Below are 23,009 nucleotides of genomic sequence, written 5' to 3'. Positions count from 1 at the left end.
CATTAGAAAAGCCTCCCTGTCAGGGAGGCTTTTTTTACTATTGACGAAGTGCAGCTCCAAACTGTTCTTCTACTGCTTTAAGAACACGGTCATGCGCTTTCTTTACTTCTTCTTCCGTTAACGTTTGTTCAGGATTGTAATATCTGAGAGAGAAAGCTAGTGATTTTTTCCCTTCATCAAGATGTTCCCCTTGATAGACATCAAACAATTGAATCTCAACAAGCTTAGATCCACCCGCTTCTTTAATGACGCGCTTCACTTCACCTGCTTCAAGTGACTCGTTCACAACGAGCGCAACGTCTCTTGTAACAGATGGGAAACGAGGAAGCTTCTTGTATTTTAGATGAGCAACATCCGCTTTAAGTAATTTCTCAAGATTGATTTCAAAGACGTATGTTTCACTTAAATCAAGCTCTTTCTCTACTTCAGGATGAAGCTGACCAATGTATCCGATAAGCTCTTCATCGAGATAGACAGCTGCTGTGCGACCCGGATGAAGCTTAGGCTCTTCTGCACGTACGAAGGTGACACGATCTTCGACACCGAATTCTACAGCAAGTTCTTCAAGAATTCCCTTTACAACAAAGAAATCTGCCGCTTTCTTTTCTTTTTGCCACAGATGCTCTTGCCACAGTCCTGACACAACACCAGCAAGATGTTCTTGTTCAACCGGTAGCTCATCACCTGGTAAGAATACAGAAGCTGTTTCATAGAAAGCAATATTCTCTAACTGACGGTTTCGGTTATATTGAGCAACCTCTAATAAGTGAGGGATTAAACTCGTTCTAAGTTCACTTCTTTCTTCACTCATTGGCATCGCCAGACGAACAGCTTCTACTGACTCATCAGAGAAGAAATGACGCTTTGATGGTGAAGTAAGTGAATACGTAACCGTTTGGTATAGACCTGCACCTTCAAGCGTGCGGCGAACATGGCGGCGTTTCCCTTGATATTCTGACAACTGACCAGGTGTACTTTCTGTAAGAGGTAACGTTGCAGGAACATTATCATATCCGTAAAGACGTCCTACTTCTTCGATTAAGTCCTCTGATATTGTAATATCCGGGCGACGTGGTGGTACTTGAACCGTAAACGTGCCACCAAAATTTTGATAAGAGAATTGCAAACGCTCAAAGATTGCAGCAACTTCTGTTTCAGTAATTTCTGTTCCTAGAACTTGATTAATTCGATTTACTTCAATGCTAACGTCAAGAGCTTCAATTGTACGAGCACCTTGCTCAGCAATGCCTTTTAGAACTGTGCCTCCAGCAATTTCTTGAATAAGCTGAGCCGCACGTTCGCTTGCGCCAACAACGCGATTACGGTCAATTCCTTTTTCAAAACGAGCACTTGAATCACTTCTGAGTCCGAGGTCTTTCGATGACTTTCTGACAAGCTTACTATTAAAATAAGCGGCTTCAAGTAGGATCGTTGTCGTATCCTCTTGCACTTCAGAGTCAGCTCCACCCATTACACCAGCAACAGCAACAGGTGTTGACCCATTGGTTATAACAAGATGTTCACTTGAAAGCGACCGTTCCACATCATCAAGAGTGACAATTTTTTCACCTTCAATTGCTCGGCGGATAACGACTTCCTTTGATCCAAAGCGATCATAATCAAACGCGTGCAGCGGCTGACCATATTCAAGTAGAACATAGTTTGTAATATCAACAACATTATTAATTGGACGAATACCAGCAGAAACAAGACGATTCACAAGCCACTGTGGCGAAGGTTTTATCGTTACGTCTTTAATTACGGTAGCCCCGTAATAAGGATTATCCCCTTCATTTTCTACACGAACTGACACATATCCTTCTACGTCTTCATCTGAGCGAACAAGCTCTGGTGACGGAAGTTCAATCGAACGATTCAATACCGCACCTACTTCATAAGCGACACCAATCATGTTCATCGCATCCGCTCTGTTCGGTGTAAGACCCAGCTCAAGAACTTCATCATGAAGGTTTAAATATTCAAGGGCATCTTCCCCAGGTGTCACATCTTCACTAAATACAAAGATTCCATCAGCATATTCCTTCGAAACAAGTTTACTTTCAATTCCAAGTTCTTGTAGCGAGGAAATCATACCGTGAGAAGCTTCTCCACGCAATTTTGCTTTCTTAATTTTGAAATTGCCTGGAAGTACGGCGCCAACTTTCGCAACGGCAACATATTGACCCTGTGCAATATTTGGTGCTCCGCAAATAATTTGGACTGGTTCTTCCTCACCGATCTCAACTTTACAAATATTAAGTTTGTCAGCATCAGGATGTTGCTGACATTCAAGAACGTGACCAATCACCACTCCGCTAATTCCTTTATTAAGCTGTTCAACTGTCTCGACCTCAATACCACCTTTTGTGATTAGGTCTGCCAGTTCATCAGCTGAGTAACTATCTAAATCTACATACTGCTGTAGCCAATTCATTGATACAAGCATTTGTTCTCCTCCTTACCAATCGTTCTATAGTGAGTTAAATTGTTTAATAAATCGACTGTCATTTGTATAGAAGTGACGGATATCATCAATGCCATATTTCAGCATTGCAATGCGCTCTGGCCCCATTCCAAATGCAAAACCAGTCACTTTCTCCGGATCGAATCCTGACATACGTAGCACATTAGGGTGCACCATGCCTCCACCAAGAATTTCAATCCATCCAGTTCCCTTACAGACAGAACAGCCGTTACCACCACAATTAAAGCAAGAAATATCCATCTCTACAGATGGTTCTGTAAATGGGAAGAAACTAGGACGAAGGCGAATTTCACGTTCTTCTCCGAACATTTTCTTCGCAAATGATTGAAGAACACCCTTTAGGTCACTCATTCGAACATTTTCGCCAACCATTAATCCTTCAATCTGCATAAATTGGTGAGAATGAGTCGCGTCATCCGTATCACGTCGGTAAACTTTCCCCGGCACGATGATCTTTACTGGGCCTTCACCATTTAACTTCTCCATTGTTCTCGCTTGCATTGGTGATGTATGCGTACGTAATAACGTTTCTTCAGTAACGTAGAAGGAATCTTGCATATCACGAGCAGGATGATCTTTTGGAAGATTTAGCGCTTCGAAATTGTAATAGTCTGTTTCAACTTCTGGTCCCTCTGCAATTGAGAAGCCCATACCAAGAAACAAGTCTTCAATTTCTTCAATTACCCTTGTTAATGGATGATGGTTTCCTCTTTTCACTGGACGACCTGGAAGAGAAACATCGATCGTTTCCTTCTTTAATCTTTCTTCTACGGCTGCTTTTTCTAAACGAGCAATTTTCTCCTCAAGTTGATCCGAAATCGCATTTCGTATTTCATTAACGAGCTGCCCCATTTTAGGACGCTCTTCTTTTGACAATTTCCCCATACCTTTGGAAATTTCGGTAATCGGTCCTTTTTTCCCAAGAAACTTCACTTTGATATCCTGTACTTCCTTCATGGAAGAAGCTTGCTGAATTTCCGACAGCGCTTCTTCTTTTAACGCTTGTAAACGTTCTTGCATCGTTTCAACCTCCACTTCATTTTCGTGTTACTCTCTTTTGACAATAAAAAAATCCTCGCTCCCCAGAAAGGGGCGAAGATTTGATTTCGCGGTACCACCCTAATTCACCGATAGGTTTCAACTATCAGCCTTAAGCAAAGAATAACGGCTTGTAAACCGATCCGCTTTCGAACGAACAAAGCGGCAACTCCAGAGTGAATTCGGCAACGTCCCTATAGAAATGCTTCCAGTCACGGCATTTCCTCCCTAAATAGGCAGTGGCAGCTTACTACTCTCTATCATTGTTTTTATCATATATAAGTTGCTTTTAATTATAGAAAAAAAATGCTATATCTGCAAGTGCAATTATGAAGGAAGTAGCCCATACATCAGAATTCCAGCAGCAACAGCAACATTAAGCGACTCCGCTTTTCCATAAATCGGGATATACACGTTCTCATCAGCAAGATTTTGAAGCTCTTCCGATACGCCATTTGCTTCATTCCCTAGAATAACCGCAAACTGAGAACGTCCTTTTAAATCATCATAAGGAGTTCCTCCACTCACTTCTGTGGCGTAGATCGGCATGTTAAGCTCTTTGAACTTTTGCACTTCTTCTACAAGATCTGCTTTTTTTACAGGGAGGTGATAGATAGACCCCTGAGTAGAACGGAGCACTTTACTATTATAAGCATCCACTGTTCCATGTCCAAGAAGAATGCCGTCGTAGCCAGCACTATCCGCTGTACGGATCATTGTTCCTAAATTACCTGGATCTTGTATAGCATCAAGGAGTAAGAATCTCCCTGCACTTGGGAAATGAGGTTCCACCATTTCACATACCGCCATGATTCCTTGAGGCGTTTCGGTATCCGTTAATTCTTGCATCACTTTCTCAGTTACAGTATACACAACAGGACGTTCTTTAAACGGATAGATGGATACATCATTGCCTTCCGTTACAATCACTTCAATAATTGGCGCATCAAACTTCGCCGCCTCTTCAACGATATGCGGTCCTTCAATGAGATAGCTTTGAGCTTTCTCTCTCCCCTTACGCGTTTGGAGTTTTTTCCAATCTTTTACTTTTTGATTTTTTGCGGATTCAATAATCATTATGCTCTCCTTCAGTTTTCAATGTTTCTATTATAAAGGGTTAAATGGGAAGATTCCAATAGTACTCATGAAATTTATTGCATTCGCTCATACTAATGATGCTTGATCCAACAAGCGAATGAGAAAGGTGAGGTGGAAAGCATGGACCTTAACTTACGAAAAGCAATTCTCGCCAATATTAATGGCAACAACGAGGAACAGATTGAAGCGACGATCCTCGATGCCATCCAAAGTGGCGAAGAGAAAATGCTCCCTGGACTAGGTGTTCTTTTTGAAATACTATGGAAAGAAGCACCTGAAAATGAACGAGAGCAGATGCTCTCTTACATGGCTCAGGGTGTAAATTAACGAGCAAAATCCGGTGGCCAAAGCCACCGGATTTTGTGTTTAATTGAAAATAATTTCTTTTACTTTATCAGCATCAAGCTTTTTAATCACTTCAACAATTAAATTAACCGCATTTTCAAAGTCATCGCGGTGAAGAATCGCTGCGTGTGTATGAATGTAGCGTGTCGCAATAGTGATAGAAAGAGCGGGTACACCGTTTGCTGTTAAGTGAATTTTTCCTGAATCCGTACCCCCACCTGCAATGGAGTCAAACTGATAAGGGATGTTGTTCTCGTCAGCAGTATCTGTAACAAAATCACGAAGCCCTTTATGACCGACCATTGAAGCATCGTACATAATAATTTGAGGACCTTTCCCCATTTTCGATTGAGCGTCTTTATCGCTCACTCCAGGAGTATCGCCAGCAATACCAACATCAACAGCAAAACCGATATCTGGTTTAATCATGTTTGTTGCGGTTGTCGCTCCACGAAGACCTACTTCCTCTTGGACTGTGCCAACACCATATACGGTATTTGGATGGGTTTCACCTTTTAGCTTACGAAGTACTTCAATCGCAATTGCACAGCCAATACGATTGTCCCATGCTTTTGCCATAAGCATTTTTTCATTATTCATGACAGTGAATTCGCAAATCGGAACAACGGAATCTCCTGGCTTTACGCCCCATTCCATTGCTTCTTCTCTGCTTGATGCACCGATATCAATAAACATATCTTTCTTATCAACTGATTTCTTACGCTGCTCAGCAGGAAGAATATGTGGTGGTTTTGAACCGATCACGCCCATAATATTGCCATTACGAGTCATCACGTTTACACGTTGAGCAAGCATCACCTGTTCCCACCAGCCGCCAACAGTTTGGAAATAAAGGAATCCTTTATCGTCGATGCGGGTAACCATAAAGCCAATTTCATCAAGATGTCCTGCAACCATAATTTTAGGGCCTTCTGCATTACCTTTTTTAACAGCAATTAAACTGCCGAGGTTATCATACATGATTTCATCAGAAAGAGATTCAATATGCTTCTTCATTACTTCGCGAGGTTCACGTTCGTTACCTGGAACACCATTCGCATCTGTAAGTTCTTTTAGCATCTGTAACGTTTCGTCTAGCTTTGCCATATGTATTGCCCCCTTAATATGTATTCACTGTTCATTATAACGGTTTCCGAAATATTTAACAATTCAGAGCAGTCTTAACCCTAATATCCCTGGTCCTGGCGATTATGATTCACTTTATTTTTTTTCAAATACGCCTCACCTATTTCTTTATACTCAAGTCCAAGTGTTTGTCCCAAAGTTAGGTAACTCTCCATTAAATTGTAGTAAGGTTCTTCTTTCTTACTAGCAAGTCGATCAATCGCGCGATAGACATCATGAAAGGCCTGTACTTCTGAAGAGGCCGTTTTTTCTGGCAGGCCTTCAAACTCAGTGATACCTAACTCTAGTCCTAATGATAATATAAAATGAATCCCGTCAACATACTCCTCTAAAATCGTTTCTTTCGGTGAAGGTTCTTTTTTACTCCAATATTTAAAGCAGCGCGTTTCATTCGCAAGTTCTCCTAATTCAACTTTAAGAGCAAGAAGCTTATTTTCAAACAAATCAACGTCATCTAGCCGGTGTTCTTGTACAATTCGATCATCTAATTGTTTTTGTAATGTAAATAATAACTCAAAATTCATTGCAATCGTCCCTTCAAAATCTTTTCATTTTATGAAACCTTTCTTTATCATATACGTATAGAGAATAGAAGCATAGTGAAAATGAGGTGCTGACTAATGATACTTATCCTATTTCGTCTTGTCATTCTCGTAGCCATGGTTTTGATTGCTTATTCTGTCATTCGCTTTTTTATGGATCCAAAACGCAAGCTCGAAAAGGCCTACGATCATAAAGAATACTATTTTTTCGATGACTCGTCCAATGTTCGAAAGAATTTTCTTGTCACTTACAAAGGAGCTCTCTTTGAAGGTGAAAAATACCTTGGAACAACCAAAAATTCTTTTGATATTATCACGCTTTCGATAGGCGTAAAAAACGCTTCAGAACTTTATTTACTTGAGAAGGAAGATTTCTATTTTCTAGAGAAAGAAATGGACATCCGGTATCCAAGCGCTAAGATTGAATGGAAAAGCCCTGTGAAAGAATTTCTTCGCCACCGTGAAGACTCATAATGTCAAAATCCCCCTCCAAAAATTGGAGGGGGATTTTATCTATCATCCTATTTCGAAATCGATTTACCTTGCTGGTTGAAAAAAATCCTCCCATTTCATAACCCATTCCTTTCTTTTAAGTAAAAAGAAAAGAATAACAAGGCCTAACAGCATTAATAGAATAAGTACTGGGTCAAAACCACTGATCGCTGTTCCAAAGAAGGAATAAAACAGTGCAAGAGGCAAGTTTGATATTAGAGACGAGCGAAGATAATCGGGAAAATCTTTTGACACCTCAATTAAACAAAGCGAAATAAAATGAAAATGAACAAAGGGTACCAGTCTTAGAATGGCAATCTGCCCAACTGACATAGGCATATGCTTTCGCGTCCATCTTTCCTTCATTCGAATGATTTTCTTGAACAAACCCGGTGTTCGTTTCACGACCAGATAAAAAACCGAACTTACAACGGTAATGCCAATCACCGAATAAATCGTTCCATATATAGCTCCAAACAATACACCGCCTGCCACACAGACCACACTAACTGGGACAAAAACAAACTGACGAATAAAATGAAAAATAATGAAATAGAACGGGGCGTAAATTCCGCTGTTCGATACAACCTCAACAAGCGGCAGGACGAGCTCATTCATGATGTTCCCCCCTTCCTTTTACCTTTATGACAAGAGACGAGCTGTTATGTCAAAAAGTGAACCTCCAAGAGAATATTTTCTGGAAATACGTGGACAATAAGGGGAGATTTGATGAGAACGGTAATTGGAGGGGATATTAGATGGATGAACTCGTGATTGCTCGTTCATTGTTTGGCATGACAATGGGCGTACATATTATTTACGCTACTCTCGGAGTAGGGCTACCCTTAATGGTGCTTGTAGCTGAACTGATGTATCAAAAAACAAAAGATAAGGATTATGCACTCATGGCGAACAGGTGGACAAAAGGGTTTGCCGTATTACTCGGAGTCGCTATTCCAACAGGAACGATTGCAGGCGTGCAGCTTTCTCTGTTATGGCCAGGATTTATGGAGGTTGTAGGACGAGTCATTGCCCTACCATTCCAAATTGAAATTTATGCCTTTTTCCTCGAAGCACTTTTTATGTCGATTTATGTTTATGCTGCAGATCGACTTTCTCCGCTTATGCGGATCGTTAGTGTTACACTCGTTGCCTTTGGCGCAAGTGCTTCAGCGATACTAATTACGAATGTCCACGCTTTTGAAGGCACACCAGCTGGATTTGAAATCGTAGATGGGAAATTTGTTAATGTGGATCCGTGGGAAGCATTTTTTAATCCTTCCTTCATTGTTACAGCAGGACATGTCACAGTATCTGCCCTTATGACAGGTGCTTTTGTCATTGCTTCTATTGCTGCATATAAAATGATTCGTCAACGAGGAAATACACGTGAATATAAATTTCATCACAAAGCTTTAATGATGGGACTCGTTATTGGAGGAATTTTTTCAATTCTAACCGCATTAAATGGGCATGAATCTGCTCAGCAATTGTATCAATACCAGCCTGAAAAGCTGGCAGCAGCAGAAGGCTTATTTGAAACACAAACGCATGCCCCACTTGCCATAGGCGGCTATACGGATAAAGAGGAACGTGAAGTGAAGTGGGCCATCGAAGTTCCCTGGGCGCTCAGCTTTCTAGCTGACGATTCTTTTGATACAGAAGTGTTAGGGCTTGAAGAATGGCCAGAAGATGAGTGGCCTCCCTTGTTTGTTCATACTTTATTTAATGCAATGGTTGGGATCGGATCTTTATTGATGCTCCTATCCATCGTGGGGTTTACTTGGTACAAAATTCTGAAACGAAAAGAATTCCCACGCTGGCTGATGTGGGCATTTATTGCCGCTGGTCCTCTTGCTATCACTGCTATTGAATTCGGATGGATCTTCGCTTGTACCGGAAGACAGCCATGGGTTATTTATCACGTGATGAAAACAGAAGAAGCGGTGACAACCTCTGGAAACATCGGACTGCTATTTGTTCTATTTCTCATTGTTTATATTATTCTCATGATTTCAACAGTGCTCGTGCTGCGTTATTATTTCAACCGTAATCCAATTAGTGAAGAACTTGATCAATAATCCTAGGAATCGTACGTCTATTAAAAATAAGAGGTGAACAACATGTCAGAAGCATTCTACGCCATCACATTAATTTGGGGACTTGTTTTCATTTATGCGGTTATGGCGACTATCGATTTCGGTGCTGGGTTTTGGTCGATGATATATTTAAATCGAAATAACACGAAAGCAACGAACATAGCAAACCGCTACCTTTCTCCTTCCTGGGAAGTAACAAATGTTTTCATTGTAGCTATCGTTGTAGCGCTCTTTAGTTTCTTTCCTGGAGCGACATTTACTTTAGGGACAGTGCTACTTATTCCTGGCAGTTTAATTATTTTATTACTTGCGCTACGCAGTGCCTTTCTCGTCTTTTCCCATTCAGCATCGGAGAATTATAAGCGAATCTTAACACTCATTTCAGGAATTACAGGTTTCCTAATTCCAGCCCTTCTGATTTGCGTGTTACCGATTACACACGGTGGGTTTATCAAAACAACAAACGGAGTTGAACGTTTGTTATTGAGTGAATTGTTTACAAGTCCAAGTGTCTACGCGTTTATGGCTTTTGCTATCTCAAGCACACTTTTTCTTTCATCACTTTTACTCTCTGATTATTCAAATGTTTCAGCAGATCAAGAAGCTTATCAAACGTATAGAAGAGATGCCATACTCGTTGGCCCAATCTCACTTGCGATGGCAGGTTTGCTCGTTCTCACCATTCGAACAGAAGCGCCATGGCTTTATGAAAGGCTTATGGACTATGTGCCATGGTTGATTGGTTCAATGATCACTTTTGCGATCGGGTATCTCGCTCTCTTTATTCCAAGAAAAACAGGAGTCGGCATCCCTAGACTTGCTATGATTAGTATTGTTATTCAGTATTTACTAGCGAGCTATGCTTATGGATCAGCGCATCTGCCTTATATCGTTTATCCAAATGTTACGATCGAAACAGGCTTTACAGATCCTGCTACCTTTCGCGCACTAATTGTCACGTATATAGTCGCTTTCTTTATCTTAACACCAGGCTTTATTTATTTCTGGCGCCTCTTCTTAAAAGATAAACGGTACCTTAAACAAAATGAATCTTAAACACAAAAAAACGCAGCATTATGCTGCGTTTTATCATTTTACTTATTCAAGTAAACAGAAGCGCTTATCAAAAGGATATGTACAATTATAACTGCAGGAATGCCGTAAATAAATTGAGAATGCTTCGTTTTATGTCTAAATCGTTTCATACCAAAATAGCCTCCGATACTCCCTCCAATTACAATAAAAAACCACAACGTCTTCTCTGAAATCCTTCGCGCTCTCTTTTTTGCTCTTCGTTTGTCTACTCCCATTAGAATAAAACTTCCACTATTAATAAGAACCAAATAAATAATAAATAGAATAAGACCGTTCACTTCTAATCTTCTCCTTACTTAAAGCTTTCTACAAAAAAACCATCCTCAAGGTGTGAGAATGGTTTTTGAGAACTTATTTCAAGTTTTCTTTTGCTTTTGATGCTAGTTCAGCGAACGCTTTTTCGTCGTTAACTGCTAGCTCAGCAAGCATTTTACGGTTGATGTCGATACCAGCTGTTTTAAGACCAAACATCAAACGGCTGTAAGAAAGTCCGTTCAAACGAGCTGCCGCGTTGATACGAGTGATCCAAAGCTTACGGAAGTCGCGTTTTTTCTGACGACGGTCACGGTAAGCGTACATGTTTGATTTCATAACTTGCTGATTAGCAACTTTGAAAAGCAAAGATTTCGATCCGTAATATCCTTTTGCGAGTTTTAACGTTCTTTTACGTCTGCGACGTGTTACGTAGCCACCTTTTACTCTTGGCATACTAAACCCCTCCTAATTTCTGTGTCTAAATAATATGAAAACCGATTACTTCTTGTTGTAGATTAAAGTCTTAATGCGCTTGAAGTCACCTGCGGAAACAAGAGAAGCTTTACGAAGCTTACGCTTCTGCTTTTGAGACTTGTTACCGAACATATGGCTAGTGTAAGCACGGCTGCGCTTAAGTTTACCTGATCCAGTTTTCTTAAACCGTTTTGAAGCTCCACGGTGAGATTTCATTTTTGGCATGAGTGAGTTCCTCCTTCAAGAATTACTTTTCTGCGATAGGTGCCAAGATTAGGAACATGCTGCGTCCTTCCATTTTTGGTTTGGACTCAACAGTTGCAATATCTTTGCAATCTTCTGCTAGGTGCTCAAGCACCTTTTTACCGATATCAGAGTGTGTAATCATACGTCCGCGGAAACGGATCGATGCTTTCACTTTGTCACCTTTTTCAAGAAACTTGCGTGCATTACGAAGTTTCGTATTGAAGTCGTGTTCTTCAATATTCGGGCTCAAGCGAACTTCTTTAACGGTAATAATCTTTTGTTTCTTACGCGCTTCTTTCTCTTTCTTCTGCTGCTCATAGCGGAACTTTCCGTAGTCCATAATGCGACAAACAGGAGGTTTCGCGTTTGGAGCAACCATCACAAGATCAAGATTTGCATTACGAGCCATATCTAATGCCTCATTTTTGGATTTCACACCAATTTGGTTTCCGTCTGCACCAACTAGACGTACTTCCCGAGCACGAATGCCCTCATTGACGTTCATATCTCTACTAATAATCAGCCACCTCCATGGTTATTGTTCGATGATGATCATCTCACATGATGTCATTAAATGGTTTATATCCGGTTCAAAGCATAAAAAAAGCGTCGGCGCATACGACACCCACACATTACACAATTATAAGAACAGTGTACCTGCAAACTACCATTACGGCGTCAATCAGGTGAGAAGCGGGCGCTTCTGCTTGCTTTGTTTCCGATATTTAATTACCTAAGACAGTATACCATGCTGACCAAATTTATGTCAAGGTGATAAGATTCGTTCGAAGTGCACTTGATTATCATAACGAATCTTTTTCATTGTGACAAGTGTTTTTTGTGAATTTGTTTTATCTTATAAAATAAAGCCGGCATTTACGCCGGCTTTTCGTTACTTTTTGTCTTTAATTTCGTCTTCTATTCGAGCAGTAAATTCGTTTAGAGAAACAGTCTCAGAATCCTGCTGGCTGTAGCGACGAACATTAACCGCTTCACCTTCAACTTCTTTATCCCCTACTACGAGCATATAAGGGATTTTCTGCATTTGTGCTTCACGAATTTTGTACCCAATCTTTTCGTTGCGTTCGTCTACTTCCACTCGAATTCCAGCGCGTTGAAGTTTTTTCTGAACACTCTTCGCATATTCCAGGTGTACTTCCGAAACAGGAATAATTTCGGCCTGAATTGGAGCAAGCCATGTTGGAAACGCCCCTTTATATTCTTCAATCAAGAATGCTACAAAGCGTTCCATTGTAGAAACGACACCTCGGTGAATAACAACTGGACGATGATGGTTACCATCTTCACCGATGTAAGAAAGGTCAAATCGCTCTGGAAGTAGGAAGTCAAGTTGAACAGTCGAAAGAGTTTCCTCTTTACCTAGAGCTGTTTTCACCTGAACATCCAATTTTGGACCATAAAATGCCGCTTCACCTTCTGCTTCTATATATTCGACGTTAAGGTCATCCATTGCTTCTTTCAGCATTTTTTGTGCTTTTTCCCACATTTCGTCATTGTCAATATACTTTTTCTTATCAGCTGGGTCACGATAAGAAAGACGGAATGAATAATCACTAATATTGAAGTCTTTATAAACTTCCTGAATCAGCTCGACAACTTCAATAAATTCTTGCTTAATCTGATCTGGACGACAGAAAATATGAGCATCATTTAACGTCATTGAACGTACGCGCTGAAGTCCTGCTAGGGCACCAGACATTTCATAGCGATGCATTGTTCCTAGCTCAGCCACACGATACGGAAGACTGCGGTAGCTTTTCAGATCATTTTTGTAAATCATCATATGGTGGGGACAGTTCATTGGACGAAGAACCAATTCTTCTGTTTCATCCATTTTCATTGGTGGATACATATCGTCTTGGTAGTGATCCCAATGACCACTTGTTTTATAAAGCTCCACGTTCGCAAGGTGAGGTGTATAAACATGGTTATAACCAAGACGTTCCTCGAGATCAACAATGTATCGTTCAATCGTACGGCGAATCGTCGCTCCTCTTGGCAACCAGATTGGGAGCCCTTGTCCAACTTCTTGAGAAATCGTAAATAGCTTCAGCTCTTTACCAAGTTTACGGTGATCGCGCTCTTTCGCTTCTTCTAAAAGACGAAGGTACTCTTCAACCTGGGACTGCTTCGGAAATGCTGTACCATAAATGCGTTGTAGCATTTGATTTTCGCTATCTCCACGCCAGTACGCACCTGCAATCGATAGTAGTTTAAAGGCTTTGATCTTACTAGTTGAAGGAACATGTGGCCCACGACAAAGATCAAAGAATTCGCCTTGTTCATAAATTGTCACCTGTTCATCGTCAGGTATCGCTTCAAGCAATTCTAACTTAAGATCATCGCCAATTTCCTTAAACATTTTCTCTGCTTCAGCACGACTGACAACAATACGCTTCACTTCAAGATTTTCATTAATAATTTTTTTCATTTCTTTTTCGATTTTCGGAAGATCTTCAGGTGTAATGGATACAGGGCAATCAATATCGTAATAGAATCCACTATCAATGACTGGGCCAACGCCAAGTTTCACATCACTATAGAGACGTTTAATCGCTTGAGCCATTAAATGAGCCGTACTATGGCGAAGAACTTCCAGTCCGTCTTCACTTTCTTGTGTTACGATTTCAATCGATGCATCTTCTTCAATTTCACGACGCAAATCGAAAAGAACGCCATTCACCTTTCCTGCAAGAGCTTTTTTCTTTAAGCCCGGACTAATTGAGCTTGCAATCTCTTCAGTTGTTGTTCCTTTATTAAATTCTTTCACAGAACCATCTGGGAACGTAATCTTTACCATTTCAGCCATGCTTCTTCACTCCTTTTTGCATATAAAAAAACACTCATCCCAAAAAGGGACGAGTGTTTTATCTCGTGGTTCCACCCTGCTTCCCATATAGAGAAATCCTATACGGCTCAGATTGCTGTAACGTAGCAGAAACGCTACCCTATTTCCAGGGCAGAGTTCAAAGGTGGTAAGAATGCTTGTCTCGCTAGGAAGTTCACACCAATCCTTCCCTCTCTTAAAGCAGACAGAACATCTCATGTCCTTATCGTAACAATAACGTATATGCGTGTATGTAGGTATTATAAGTAGTGTACTTATGAAAATCAAGCTTATTTTAATGATTGCCAGAAAAAAAGTTTTTAACCCGTGACAACGAAAAAAAACATAGTCGTTCTTCAAAAACATTACGAATGGTTTGAGCCAACCCTTCTTCCGTGTCTTCTGTATATAAATAAATTTCTTTAGGAGCAAGAATCAGAAGCGGCAAAAGTATTTCAGAATCTATTTCTTCCAAAGAAAGTCCATTTGGAATGTTATCAAGTGTTTCATGAATCCCATTAAGCTTACGACCACTTAGATCATATAATTGGTAGCGACCATCAAAAACAAGCACAACTTTTTCTTGGAGAGCCTCTCTTGATTTAAGAAGAAGCCTTAATGCTTCAATAAAATTCTGATATTCTTGCTCAAGTTTATACTCGTCAATCGCTTCGCCAATTAGCTCAGTTAACAGAGCTCGATAAGGACCGGTTCGAAACCGTAAATAAGAGTCAAATAAGATCGTTCCGCCCTGTTCAATACAAGAAAACGTTGATCGATGCAATAAATCAACCCGCTTTGTGTAGCGATCAGAGCGAGGGAGTTCTTCTTTGTCTCCCTCTCCAATACTTTTTGCAATTGCTGTAATTTCGCCAATTTCATCTTTATCGTGATAGTAATATTTTGTTGTTAATATTTGTTTCATCCATCGCTTCTCATAGATGGTGCTAACACAGCGGACGATGCATTTGGAGATGTGATAACACAACTTGGCATTATATGGTTCCACTTGTACAGAGAGCGTTAATTCCTCTTCATTAACGGAGACTTTTTGTTGAACGTCCCTATCCTTTATCAAATGTTCATAAACAAATTGAAAATCTTCTTTTTGATCAAATGTTATTGAAACCAATATATTCCCCCCTGTCCACCTTCTTACTAAAATCTATATGGCTCCAGATTGGAAATGATGTATAGAACAATAAAAAAGCCTTCCCTGAGGAAGACTTTAGACTCGTCTATTTTTCCCCTGTAAAAAGACTGGGGTGGTAAAATGCTTTATTCTTTCCATGATTCGCTTCGCTTTTGTTTCTTCAATTCCACTTTTATGAGAGTAAGCGAGATGCTCCTCTAACAAGGAATAATCTAGATTAGAAGAATAAAGGGTTGGTAATCCTTCTGTCATGCGATATTGGAGCAGAGCACCAAGTATGTCATCCCGTACCCAACTCGAAATATTTTCAGCCCCAATATCATCAAGGATTAATAAAGGAGTCTCTTTTAAGTAATTTAGCTTTTCATCAATCGATTGATCTTGTATGGCACTCTTCATTTGTCGAAAGAAATCAGGCGTATAAATAAACTGCGAACGAACGCCTTTTTCCTTCGCTAACTGATTTGCAATTGCCCCTAGAATAAATGTTTTGCCAACACCAAAACCACCATGAATATAGAGCCCTTTCTTCGTTTCACCCGGAACAAAGTCCTCGACGTATTGAATAGCTGTGCCAATCGCTTCAATTCGCACAGGATCTTCATCATCCAAATCCGCAAATGTCGCTTCAAGAATTTCTTTTGGAATATAGTAGCTCTGAATCATTTCATTACGCTTCTTATTTTTATCTTCTTCAATCCTTGTTGGACAGCGGTTATAACGAATATCGATGACTGAACGGTTAAGAAATAACTCCGGCTCGTATCCTTGCATCATATTAATACAGTTGGAGAGCCCCGGGCACCCCTCACACCGTTTAGACTGAGTCGTAAATTCATACAACCTTGCAAGACTTCGATCAATCATTTTTTCATCGACTTCATCTTGTTCCTCAATAAATGCTTGAATATCTTTATCTGCCATGATCGCTTTTTTCATCTCTTGATATTGCTGTTGGAACTTCTTGTTACCCGGCATTTTATTAAACGATTCTTGGATGGACTCCATACGTTTCACCCCGCTTTATTTTTTGTATTTGCTTAGCATTTTTTTGAGCTGATCTTGTTTTTCTGAGCGTTCTTCATGAGACATATCCGGTTCTTTTTGATCCGATATCCATTCAGGAACTTTGTCTTTTCGAGCTGAAGAACTTCCTTTTCCTCGAGAGGCTGGACTCGCCTTTTTCTTGGGCTGCTGAAGTTCTTTTATGGCAAGATCCATCGCTTCTCTCACTGTCTTTACCCTGGCTCTTGCCCAGTGACTCGCAAATTTTTCAACGTAGTTTTTCGAGAGTTTTTTATCCTGTGTTTCAATAATAAAATCAAGAAGAACGTTCATTACACCAGGAGTTAGCTTTTGTTCATCCATAATGCGCTCGACAAGTTTCATATCTGCTTCTGATGGCTTACCGCCTTCTGCTGCACGTTGAAGAATATCATAAGGTGTCATTTGCTCATAACGCTGAGCGGCCTTCTCCTCTTCCGTTACAGGCGCTTTTGTATGGAATTCTTGCAGTGCAGCAGGCTGTCGCCTATATTGAAGCGCAGGTACCTTCCCTCGATTTTCAAGAGCAAACCAGCTGCTTACTTCTTTTCGGAGAAGATCATCTGATAGCTCATCGTGATGAATGGCCGCCTGTTCCACGATTCGCCCCATTTCATAAGGCTCAATCTTATAGACAAAAGCCAGTCGCTCAATTGTTTTCTTAACCGAATCAGTAAACATTTTCTCTGTTACAATCATATCAGAAATGTGCTGTTTCATCACATCAAAGTCAAATTCAGATGAAGTGAAAACAAGACCCTTATTATCATTTCGACTTGCGATCTCTCGAACATCATCTTCTTCCTCATAACTTGTCGTCATCTCAGAAGGATGCAGGGAATCGTAAACTTCGTTAAACGAAGCAGTCATATCCTTATACTCTGACAAATCTGGCTTTTCAACAGAGAAATACTTCTTTAAATCCTGGTATCGATTACGCCCTAATCGATTGAACAAATAAATATTTAAAACACCGTCATTAAAAAAACGATCAGGTGTTAGCGGTGGCTGAAGCTCGTAAGTAAAGTGTCTCGGATCTTCTCCGTTTTTGAGGAATGTTTTTAATAAGCCGATCCCCTCTAGCTTTCGTCGTTCTTCAAGTAGTTTTTTTGTATCCCATCTCATCATCAGTAATAAATGATGATGAGTCATTTTTGTAACAAGACTGTCCTGTTGCTCATGGGCGCTCCACATCGTCATATAGAGACTGTAGGCCCCCGCACCAATTAGAGGCTGGTATAACAGGGTAAGGACATTCCTATCATAATCATGCAATAACCCGAACGCCTCAATTTGAAGCGTGTCAACAGGAAGGAGTTCTTTCCAATGCATATGCTTCACCTTTATATTCCTTCATAGATTTTTCTAACTAACTGATAGCCTGAGACATAGCAAGGCCTTGACTCATCATGGCATTTGTCTTATTAACGTACAAAAAAAGAGCTTACACTAAGCTCCTTTTCCTTACTCTGCTCTGTTAATTAATTCTTTAAGCTCACGAATAAAAACATTGATATCTTTAAACTGACGATAAACGGAAGCAAATCGAACGTAAGCCACTTCGTCAACTTTTGCCAGTTGATCCATCACAAGCTCACCGACAGTATCACTACTGATCTCGGATGCTCCCTGATTACGAAGGTCCCGTTCTATTTCATTTACGATGGTTTCAAGTTTTTCAAGTGGCACGGGTCTTTTCTCGCAGGCTTTAATTAAACCTCTGAGAATTTTTTCCCGGCTAAACTCTTCCCTAGCTCCATCTTTTTTCACGACAATAAGCGGTATTTCTTCAACTGTTTCAAACGTTGTAAATCGATAGGTACACGATTCACATTCGCGGCGCCTGCGTATCGATCGGCCTTCATGAACCGGTCTGGAGTCAAGCACTCTTGTACCATTATGATTGCAGTTGGGACAGCGCATTAGATCATCTCCACTAAACGAACAAGATTTCTATCTCTTATTTTAGCATAAAATGTGCGACGACACACATCCTACTATATTTGCTCTGAAATGCCTGTTCCAATCAACGTTAGCTTTTTCTTCAAATCTGAATAAATCGTTTCAATTACTTTTTTGCTAAAACCGAAATCTACTGGTAAAGGAGTCTCAGTCGAAACGGAAAAATCTACCGCTGTTTTATAAGCGCGCACCGTTACGACGGTTACGACGATTAACGCTTTTTTAGGTCCCTTTACTTGAAATACAAACTCTCCACGTTCGGGTGAATTGGTCACGATTTCGCCTTTGTAGTGTTTTTGAAGAATTGCTTTCGCTTCTGTAAAAGCCTGTTCTTTTGTCGCTTTAAAATAATGCGTTTTCAATGCATCAATATGATGTCTTTCCCCTGTTTCAGAACGATTGCTGAAAAAATCTTTTATACCCACCCCAGGTCCTCCTCTATTTTTTTTAAGAATAGCAATAAATAACTGATAAATCAATGAGATCGACCGGTATTACATGGATGTGATGTCGACATCATCCCACAAAGAATATAAAAAAGGGTGCCAGAGGAGGCACCCTTCAATCGCTGTATTATTATGAAGTAAACGCAGACTGTTCTTCTCTCACTTTTGGTTTTACAGGTCCCATGCCTCGTGGAAGTTCGATGTTCTCACGCGTATCCGCTCCAAGTGCATCCGCAATGTAGTTTGCAGCTACGTTTGGATCAAGATCACCACAAGTATACACATCAATACTTGCGTAACCATGTTCCGGGAAACTGTGAATTGTTAAATGTGATTCAGAAATAATCACAACACCACTTACACCCTGAGGTGCAAATTTATGAAATGCTACTTCTCGAACCTCAGCACCAGACTTAAGAGCAGCTTCAACAAACGTTTCTTCAATAAATTTCATGTTGTTTAATTTTTCAGTGTCACAGCCCCATAGTTCAGCAATGACGTGACGTCCCATTGTATCCATAGCAAAATTCCCCCTTTATTTTTACTCATGCCTAAAGCATGCGGTATTGAAAATCCACCACGGGGGAAAGTTAGTCCGATGAGGTCCTAACCCTTTAAGTAGTTTTCAATGCCAAATTGCTATAAAAGAAGTTCACGAAAAATAGTATAAGGCTTTTATTTTTTTTTTGCAAGAATAAATTAAATGCTTATTTTGCTTTTGTATCCTCAACCTCAAAAATACAGTGTACTTGCTACTTATTCCGCGATAATTAAAACATGTCCAAAACTGTCGAGACTTATCCTTTATTTCAAAAGTTGTCATGAGTGATCCAAATCAAAAAAGAAGCGGGAGACGTTCTCCCACTTCTTTCCTTTTCACCTATACGCTTACTTTCAACCTTTCGGGAATTCTTTCCCCAACATACTTCGCCATGTCAACGACTCGACAAGAATATCCCCACTCATTGTCATACCAAGCAAGTACCTTTACTTTTTTATTTTCAACGACCATTGTCGATAGACCATCTACTATAGAAGAATGAGCATTACCATTGTAGTCAATTGAGACTAATGGTTCATCAGAGTAAGCAAGAATACCTCTTAGGGGCCCTTCAGAAGCAGCTTTTAAAGCATCATTAACTTCATCAATGGTCACTTCTTTCTTAAGATCAACCACAAGGTCGACTAATGACACATTTGGTGTCGGTACGCGAAGCGACATTCCGTTAAGTTTCCCTTCTAAATGAGGCAATACTTTTGAAATCGCTTTAGCTGCACCTGTCGACGTTGGGATAATTGATTGGCCACAGGCACGTGCTCTTCTTAAATCTTTATGCGGATTATCGATGTTTTTCTGATCATTCGTATATGCATGAACTGTTGTCATCATACCCGAAACAATTCCAAAGGACTTATCAAGCACTTGAACAACAGGAGCCAGACAATTGGTTGTACAAGATGCATTTGATAAAACATGATGTTTCTGATCATTGTATTCGCTTTCATTAATGCCCATCACAATTGTAAGATCTTCATTCTTACCAGGTGCTGTAATGATTACTTTCGTTGCTCCTGCATCAATATGATAACCAGCTTCTTCCTTCGTACGAAACTTGCCGGTAGCTTCAATCACAATGTCGATTCCCATCTCTTTCCATGGAAGAGTTTTTGGATCACGATTATTTAAAACAACCACTTTTTTATTGTTAATCTTTATCCCATTCTCAATTGGTGTAACCTCTCCATCAAATGTACCGTGAATGCTATCATATTTAATTAAATGGCTGAGCGTTTCTGGCGGATAGCTAGCATTAATTGCTACAACTTCCAAACTATCTTCCATTATTGCCTTTCTAAATACCATTCGCCCAATTCTTCCAAAGCCATTAATTGCTACTCTTGATTTCATTCAGCGTTCCTCCCGCCACATATGTGTTATACTTATTTCCCCTATCACAAAATTAGTATAACATATAATATGCAAATGAAAAGATTAATTTACACTATTTTTGTAGAACGTCTTTCTCTAAGCGCATGACGATTAAAAAACAAAAAACACGTCGTTTTCAGACGTGTTTTTGTTTATATTATTCCCCATTTTTTTAGAATGTTGGTAAGTTGTTCTTCCGTTTCTTCACGTGTTCCCGTGTTATCAATCACATCATCAGCCAGTTCTTTCTTTTCTTCAATAGGCATTTGCGATTGGATACGATCGAAAGCCTCTTCTTCCGAACTCCCATCCCTTTCAACTAATCTCGATAGCTGAGTTTTTGCATCGACATAAACGAGAAGGGTTTGATCAACCATATGAGTTAGCTGACTTTCGAATAAAAGCGGAATATCGAAAACAATATGCGCGCTTCCCTGTTCTTTTAGAGCTGCTGCTTGATCAAGCATTCCTTTCCGAATTGCAGGATGAAGAATACGATTTAATACTTTACGCTTTTCCTCATCTTTAAAAATGACAGCTCCTAACTTCTTCCGATCAAGCCCGCCATCTTCTGCTTTCATGTCATCTCCAAATAATCGAAAGATGTCTTGAAGTGCTGGCTCACCAGGTTCAACTACTTTTCTTGCCATGACGTCTGCATCAATGATTGGTAGGTCATAGCGGCGAATCATCTCTGCTACAGTACTTTTTCCACTAGCGATTCCACCGGTAAGTCCAATATCCATCGTTCTCCTCCTTTCACTACATTCTAAGGAATCCTAAGATAATGAGTAGGCATCCCGGTAAAAGTGATAGTTTATCCATCCATTTAATGTTTGAAGTAAGGTTTCCGAACTTTAATCCTAAGAGCAAAAACAGCGAACTCATACAAGCAATCAATAGTGACGTTTCAATAGGAGGAAAACCAACCATTGACGCACCTATGCCTGCTCCAAACGCATCAAGAGACAATGCAGCACCGAGCATAATTGCTTCAATACCTGTAATTGTACCAGAATCATCAAAGTCTGCCGTTGTCGGTTTTCTCAAAATGCTGATAACCACCCCAAGTGAGCGTATTTCATAATGAAGAAGAATTCGCTCAGAAACCGTTTTTTCAACCTCTTTGTTGTTACGAATCATTTGATATAATACCCATCCACCTAGCGCAATAAGAATGCCGCCACCAATTCGCTGAGCTACTATATCTGAAATCCATAACTGTAAAAGTGAGCCAAACCCCATTGCGATTAACATGGAGATCGCCGAACAAATCGAAATAATAAGAATCGACTTAAAAGGAATTTTCATCCTTCTGAGGCCATACGTTAAGCCAACTCCAAATCCATCTACACTTACGGCAAATGCTAAGAAAAAAAGAGAAACCCAGTACATAGGCGAGCTCCTTCCATACTAAAATCTTAAATAGTATATGAAAGGAGCCCATCCAACGCTACGAATCACTCATTTACTTGACAGGTTGGGCAAAATGTTGTTCCTCTTCCCCCTACAACAATTTTCTCTAGCTCACTTTGACAGTTTTTACATCCCTGGCCGACGCGTCCATAGACAAAGAGATTATCCTGATAAGTGCCTACTTTTCCCTGACTATTAACATAGGAACGGATTGTACTACCACCTTTATTCACAGCATCAGATAACGTATGAACGATCTGTTCTCTAAGTGTTTCAATTTCTCTGTTTGTAAGCGTCGACGCGATTCGCTCAGGGTGTATTCTAGCTTTAAACAGCGCTTCATCGACATAAATATTCCCCAGTCCAACAACGAGGGTTTGATCTAACAACACTGTTTTAACTTTTCGAGACGTTTTCTGAAACCCTGTTTGTAATACTTCAGAGGTAAATTGTTCTGAAAACGGTTCATGTCCCAGCTGCACGAGTGGCAACTCATTTTCTTCTAATCCAATAGGGAAAAGATGCATTGTACCAAACTTCCGCACATCATGATAACGAAGCTCCGTTCCATCTTCGAACGTAAAAAACACATGGGTATGATGATCAAATTCTTCATCGATAGCAGATAATTTATATTTTCCTTCCATACGAAGGTGAGAGACGATTACATCGTCTTCAAGTATCAGTTTTAAAAACTTTCCTCTTCTTTCAACACCTGTGAAAGTCTGACCAATCACTTTCATTTTGAAGGCTTCAACATCATCTGGTTTTTTAATGATTTTTGGCCACTTTACAACAACATTTGTGACCTTCTTCCCTACAACCAAACCTTCTAAAGTTCGTTTAACCGTTTCTACTTCTGGTAATTCAGGCATATTTCCCTCTCCTTTGATGC

General features: G+C 40.1%; 25 protein-coding genes and 3 other annotated features. Of the genes, 4 read left to right on the top strand and 21 right to left on the bottom strand.

The window, feature by feature from the left end; translation table 11 throughout:
* Nucleotides 1-37: 37 nt before the first annotated feature.
* From pheT to LCL91_RS14410, 3 genes are all read right to left on the bottom strand, one after another.
* Complete coding sequence (gene pheT / locus LCL91_RS14420; RefSeq protein ID WP_224883393.1) at nt 38-2,446, bottom strand: phenylalanine--tRNA ligase subunit beta; 2,409 nt, start codon at nt 2,444-2,446, stop codon at nt 38-40.
* Between the two features lie 24 nt (nt 2,447-2,470).
* Nucleotides 2,471-3,505, bottom strand: a complete 1,035-nt coding sequence (gene pheS / locus LCL91_RS14415) for a phenylalanine--tRNA ligase subunit alpha (protein WP_224883392.1) — start codon at nt 3,503-3,505, stop codon at nt 2,471-2,473.
* A 65-nt stretch (nt 3,506-3,570) separates the two neighbouring features.
* Nucleotides 3,571-3,796: a binding site (T-box leader), on the bottom strand.
* Nucleotides 3,797-3,850: 54 nt separating this feature from the next.
* Nucleotides 3,851-4,603, bottom strand: a complete 753-nt coding sequence (locus LCL91_RS14410) for a TrmH family RNA methyltransferase (protein WP_224883511.1) — start codon at nt 4,601-4,603, stop codon at nt 3,851-3,853.
* Nucleotides 4,604-4,741: 138 nt separating this feature from the next.
* Here LCL91_RS14410 and sspI point away from each other — a divergent pair, with 138 nt between their 5' ends.
* Entirely contained in the window at nt 4,742-4,948 is a 207-nt protein-coding gene (gene sspI, locus LCL91_RS14405) for a small acid-soluble spore protein SspI (protein ID WP_098444479.1), read from the top strand.
* Nucleotides 4,949-4,987: 39 nt separating this feature from the next.
* On the opposite strand, the gene LCL91_RS14400 is transcribed toward sspI, so the two are convergent.
* Nucleotides 4,988-6,073 (bottom strand): M42 family metallopeptidase, encoded by a 1,086-nt coding sequence (locus tag LCL91_RS14400; RefSeq protein WP_224883391.1) that lies wholly within the window; start codon nt 6,071-6,073, stop codon nt 4,988-4,990.
* 80 nt (nt 6,074-6,153) lie between these two features.
* Nucleotides 6,154-6,636, bottom strand: a complete 483-nt coding sequence (locus LCL91_RS14395; RefSeq protein WP_224883390.1) for a dUTP diphosphatase — start codon at nt 6,634-6,636, stop codon at nt 6,154-6,156.
* A gap of 96 nt (nt 6,637-6,732) precedes the next feature.
* Between LCL91_RS14395 and LCL91_RS14390 the strand changes: the two genes are divergently transcribed.
* Nucleotides 6,733-7,128, top strand: coding sequence for a sigma-w pathway protein ysdB (locus tag LCL91_RS14390; protein ID WP_224883389.1), 396 nt, complete (start codon nt 6,733-6,735; stop codon nt 7,126-7,128).
* Nucleotides 7,129-7,191: 63 nt separating this feature from the next.
* Here LCL91_RS14390 and LCL91_RS14385 read toward each other — a convergent pair whose 3' ends face one another.
* The gene (locus LCL91_RS14385; protein WP_160918604.1) at nt 7,192-7,764 is read right to left on the bottom strand and encodes a TVP38/TMEM64 family protein; all 573 of its coding nucleotides are present in this window, start codon (nt 7,762-7,764) and stop codon (nt 7,192-7,194) included.
* A 140-nt stretch (nt 7,765-7,904) separates the two neighbouring features.
* Between LCL91_RS14385 and LCL91_RS14380 the strand changes: the two genes are divergently transcribed.
* Nucleotides 7,905-9,227: a cytochrome ubiquinol oxidase subunit I gene (locus LCL91_RS14380; protein WP_224883388.1), complete on the top strand. Its 1,323-nt coding sequence runs from the start codon at nt 7,905-7,907 to the stop codon at nt 9,225-9,227.
* 33 nt (nt 9,228-9,260) lie between these two features.
* A complete protein-coding gene (locus LCL91_RS14375; protein ID WP_373560763.1) occupies nt 9,261-10,301 on the top strand; it encodes a cytochrome d ubiquinol oxidase subunit II in 1,041 nt (346 codons plus the stop codon).
* A 38-nt stretch (nt 10,302-10,339) separates the two neighbouring features.
* Here LCL91_RS14375 and LCL91_RS14370 read toward each other — a convergent pair whose 3' ends face one another.
* The 15 genes from LCL91_RS14370 to mutM all read right to left on the bottom strand — a co-directional run bounded on the left by LCL91_RS14370 (nt 10,340) and on the right by mutM (nt 22,989).
* Nucleotides 10,340-10,618 carry a DUF1294 domain-containing protein gene (locus tag LCL91_RS14370; RefSeq protein WP_224883387.1) on the bottom strand — a complete coding sequence of 93 codons (279 nt, stop codon included), beginning with the start codon at nt 10,616-10,618 and terminating at the stop codon, nt 10,340-10,342.
* Between the two features lie 73 nt (nt 10,619-10,691).
* Entirely contained in the window at nt 10,692-11,048 is a 357-nt protein-coding gene (rplT, locus tag LCL91_RS14365) for a 50S ribosomal protein L20 (RefSeq protein ID WP_098444486.1), read from the bottom strand.
* Between the two features lie 45 nt (nt 11,049-11,093).
* A complete protein-coding gene (gene rpmI, locus LCL91_RS14360) occupies nt 11,094-11,294 on the bottom strand; it encodes a 50S ribosomal protein L35 (protein ID WP_048312400.1) in 201 nt (66 codons plus the stop codon).
* Between the two features lie 22 nt (nt 11,295-11,316).
* A complete protein-coding gene (gene infC / locus LCL91_RS14355) occupies nt 11,317-11,820 on the bottom strand; it encodes a translation initiation factor IF-3 (protein WP_159783652.1) in 504 nt (167 codons plus the stop codon).
* 89 nt (nt 11,821-11,909) lie between these two features.
* Nucleotides 11,910-12,030: a sequence feature (ribosomal protein L20 leader region), on the bottom strand.
* Nucleotides 12,031-12,207: 177 nt separating this feature from the next.
* A complete protein-coding gene (gene thrS / locus LCL91_RS14350) occupies nt 12,208-14,145 on the bottom strand; it encodes a threonine--tRNA ligase (protein WP_224883385.1) in 1,938 nt (645 codons plus the stop codon).
* 42 nt (nt 14,146-14,187) lie between these two features.
* Nucleotides 14,188-14,402, bottom strand: a binding site (T-box leader).
* Nucleotides 14,403-14,458: 56 nt separating this feature from the next.
* Nucleotides 14,459-15,295, bottom strand: coding sequence for a putative sporulation protein YtxC (locus LCL91_RS14345; RefSeq protein ID WP_224883383.1), 837 nt, complete (start codon nt 15,293-15,295; stop codon nt 14,459-14,461).
* A gap of 96 nt (nt 15,296-15,391) precedes the next feature.
* Nucleotides 15,392-16,324 carry a primosomal protein DnaI gene (gene dnaI / locus LCL91_RS14340; protein ID WP_224883380.1) on the bottom strand — a complete coding sequence of 311 codons (933 nt, stop codon included), beginning with the start codon at nt 16,322-16,324 and terminating at the stop codon, nt 15,392-15,394.
* Between the two features lie 15 nt (nt 16,325-16,339).
* The gene (locus tag LCL91_RS14335) at nt 16,340-17,692 is read right to left on the bottom strand and encodes a replication initiation and membrane attachment family protein (protein ID WP_224883378.1); all 1,353 of its coding nucleotides are present in this window, start codon (nt 17,690-17,692) and stop codon (nt 16,340-16,342) included.
* A gap of 132 nt (nt 17,693-17,824) precedes the next feature.
* The gene (nrdR, locus tag LCL91_RS14330; protein WP_098444492.1) at nt 17,825-18,283 is read right to left on the bottom strand and encodes a transcriptional regulator NrdR; all 459 of its coding nucleotides are present in this window, start codon (nt 18,281-18,283) and stop codon (nt 17,825-17,827) included.
* A 74-nt stretch (nt 18,284-18,357) separates the two neighbouring features.
* Complete coding sequence (locus tag LCL91_RS14325) at nt 18,358-18,747, bottom strand: cytosolic protein (protein WP_224883376.1); 390 nt, start codon at nt 18,745-18,747, stop codon at nt 18,358-18,360.
* 151 nt (nt 18,748-18,898) lie between these two features.
* The gene (gene speD, locus LCL91_RS14320; protein ID WP_098444494.1) at nt 18,899-19,288 is read right to left on the bottom strand and encodes an adenosylmethionine decarboxylase; all 390 of its coding nucleotides are present in this window, start codon (nt 19,286-19,288) and stop codon (nt 18,899-18,901) included.
* 360 nt (nt 19,289-19,648) lie between these two features.
* Nucleotides 19,649-20,677: a glyceraldehyde-3-phosphate dehydrogenase gene (locus tag LCL91_RS14315; protein WP_224883374.1), complete on the bottom strand. Its 1,029-nt coding sequence runs from the start codon at nt 20,675-20,677 to the stop codon at nt 19,649-19,651.
* Nucleotides 20,678-20,850: 173 nt separating this feature from the next.
* Entirely contained in the window at nt 20,851-21,444 is a 594-nt protein-coding gene (gene coaE / locus LCL91_RS14310; protein WP_224883372.1) for a dephospho-CoA kinase, read from the bottom strand.
* Nucleotides 21,445-21,460: 16 nt separating this feature from the next.
* On the bottom strand, nt 21,461-22,093 hold the full coding sequence (ytaF, locus tag LCL91_RS14305; RefSeq protein ID WP_098444497.1) for a sporulation membrane protein YtaF: 633 nt from the start codon (nt 22,091-22,093) through the stop codon (nt 21,461-21,463).
* A 65-nt stretch (nt 22,094-22,158) separates the two neighbouring features.
* Nucleotides 22,159-22,989, bottom strand: coding sequence for a DNA-formamidopyrimidine glycosylase (gene mutM / locus LCL91_RS14300; RefSeq protein ID WP_224883370.1), 831 nt, complete (start codon nt 22,987-22,989; stop codon nt 22,159-22,161).
* Nucleotides 22,990-23,009 lie beyond the last annotated feature (20 nt).

Origin of the sequence: Guptibacillus hwajinpoensis (assembly GCF_020171785.1) — a bacterium.
In the GTDB taxonomy this organism is placed as follows: Bacteria; Bacillota; Bacilli; order Bacillales; family Guptibacillaceae; genus Guptibacillus; species Guptibacillus sedimenti.
Note: the sequence above shows the minus strand (reverse complement) of the source record. Positions and strands in the feature narration are given on the sequence as shown.

Coding starts and splice junctions, on each gene's coding strand:
- LCL91_RS14380 (WP_224883388.1), top strand. CDS start 7,905: ATGGATGAACTCGTGATTGCTCGTTCATTGTTTGGCATGACAATGGGC.
- ytaF (WP_098444497.1), bottom strand. CDS start 22,093: ATGTACTGGGTTTCTCTTTTTTTCTTAGCATTTGCCGTAAGTGTAGAT.
- nrdR (WP_098444492.1), bottom strand. CDS start 18,283: ATGCGCTGTCCCAACTGCAATCATAATGGTACAAGAGTGCTTGACTCC.
- LCL91_RS14390 (WP_224883389.1), top strand. CDS start 6,733: ATGATACTTATCCTATTTCGTCTTGTCATTCTCGTAGCCATGGTTTTG.
- pheS (WP_224883392.1), bottom strand. CDS start 3,505: ATGCAAGAACGTTTACAAGCGTTAAAAGAAGAAGCGCTGTCGGAAATT.
- mutM (WP_224883370.1), bottom strand. CDS start 22,989: ATGCCTGAATTACCAGAAGTAGAAACGGTTAAACGAACTTTAGAAGGT.
- LCL91_RS14395 (WP_224883390.1), bottom strand. CDS start 6,636: ATGAATTTTGAGTTATTATTTACATTACAAAAACAATTAGATGATCGA.
- pheT (WP_224883393.1), bottom strand. CDS start 2,446: ATGCTTGTATCAATGAATTGGCTACAGCAGTATGTAGATTTAGATAGT.
- LCL91_RS14385 (WP_160918604.1), bottom strand. CDS start 7,764: ATGAATGAGCTCGTCCTGCCGCTTGTTGAGGTTGTATCGAACAGCGGA.
- thrS (WP_224883385.1), bottom strand. CDS start 14,145: ATGGCTGAAATGGTAAAGATTACGTTCCCAGATGGTTCTGTGAAAGAA.
- LCL91_RS14315 (WP_224883374.1), bottom strand. CDS start 20,677: ATGAAATCAAGAGTAGCAATTAATGGCTTTGGAAGAATTGGGCGAATG.
- dnaI (WP_224883380.1), bottom strand. CDS start 16,324: ATGGAGTCCATCCAAGAATCGTTTAATAAAATGCCGGGTAACAAGAAG.
- rpmI (WP_048312400.1), bottom strand. CDS start 11,294: ATGCCAAAAATGAAATCTCACCGTGGAGCTTCAAAACGGTTTAAGAAA.
- LCL91_RS14335 (WP_224883378.1), bottom strand. CDS start 17,692: ATGCATTGGAAAGAACTCCTTCCTGTTGACACGCTTCAAATTGAGGCG.
- coaE (WP_224883372.1), bottom strand. CDS start 21,444: ATGGATATTGGACTTACCGGTGGAATCGCTAGTGGAAAAAGTACTGTA.
- speD (WP_098444494.1), bottom strand. CDS start 19,288: ATGGATACAATGGGACGTCACGTCATTGCTGAACTATGGGGCTGTGAC.
- rplT (WP_098444486.1), bottom strand. CDS start 11,048: ATGCCAAGAGTAAAAGGTGGCTACGTAACACGTCGCAGACGTAAAAGA.
- infC (WP_159783652.1), bottom strand. CDS start 11,820: ATGAACGTCAATGAGGGCATTCGTGCTCGGGAAGTACGTCTAGTTGGT.
- sspI (WP_098444479.1), top strand. CDS start 4,742: ATGGACCTTAACTTACGAAAAGCAATTCTCGCCAATATTAATGGCAAC.
- LCL91_RS14400 (WP_224883391.1), bottom strand. CDS start 6,073: ATGGCAAAGCTAGACGAAACGTTACAGATGCTAAAAGAACTTACAGAT.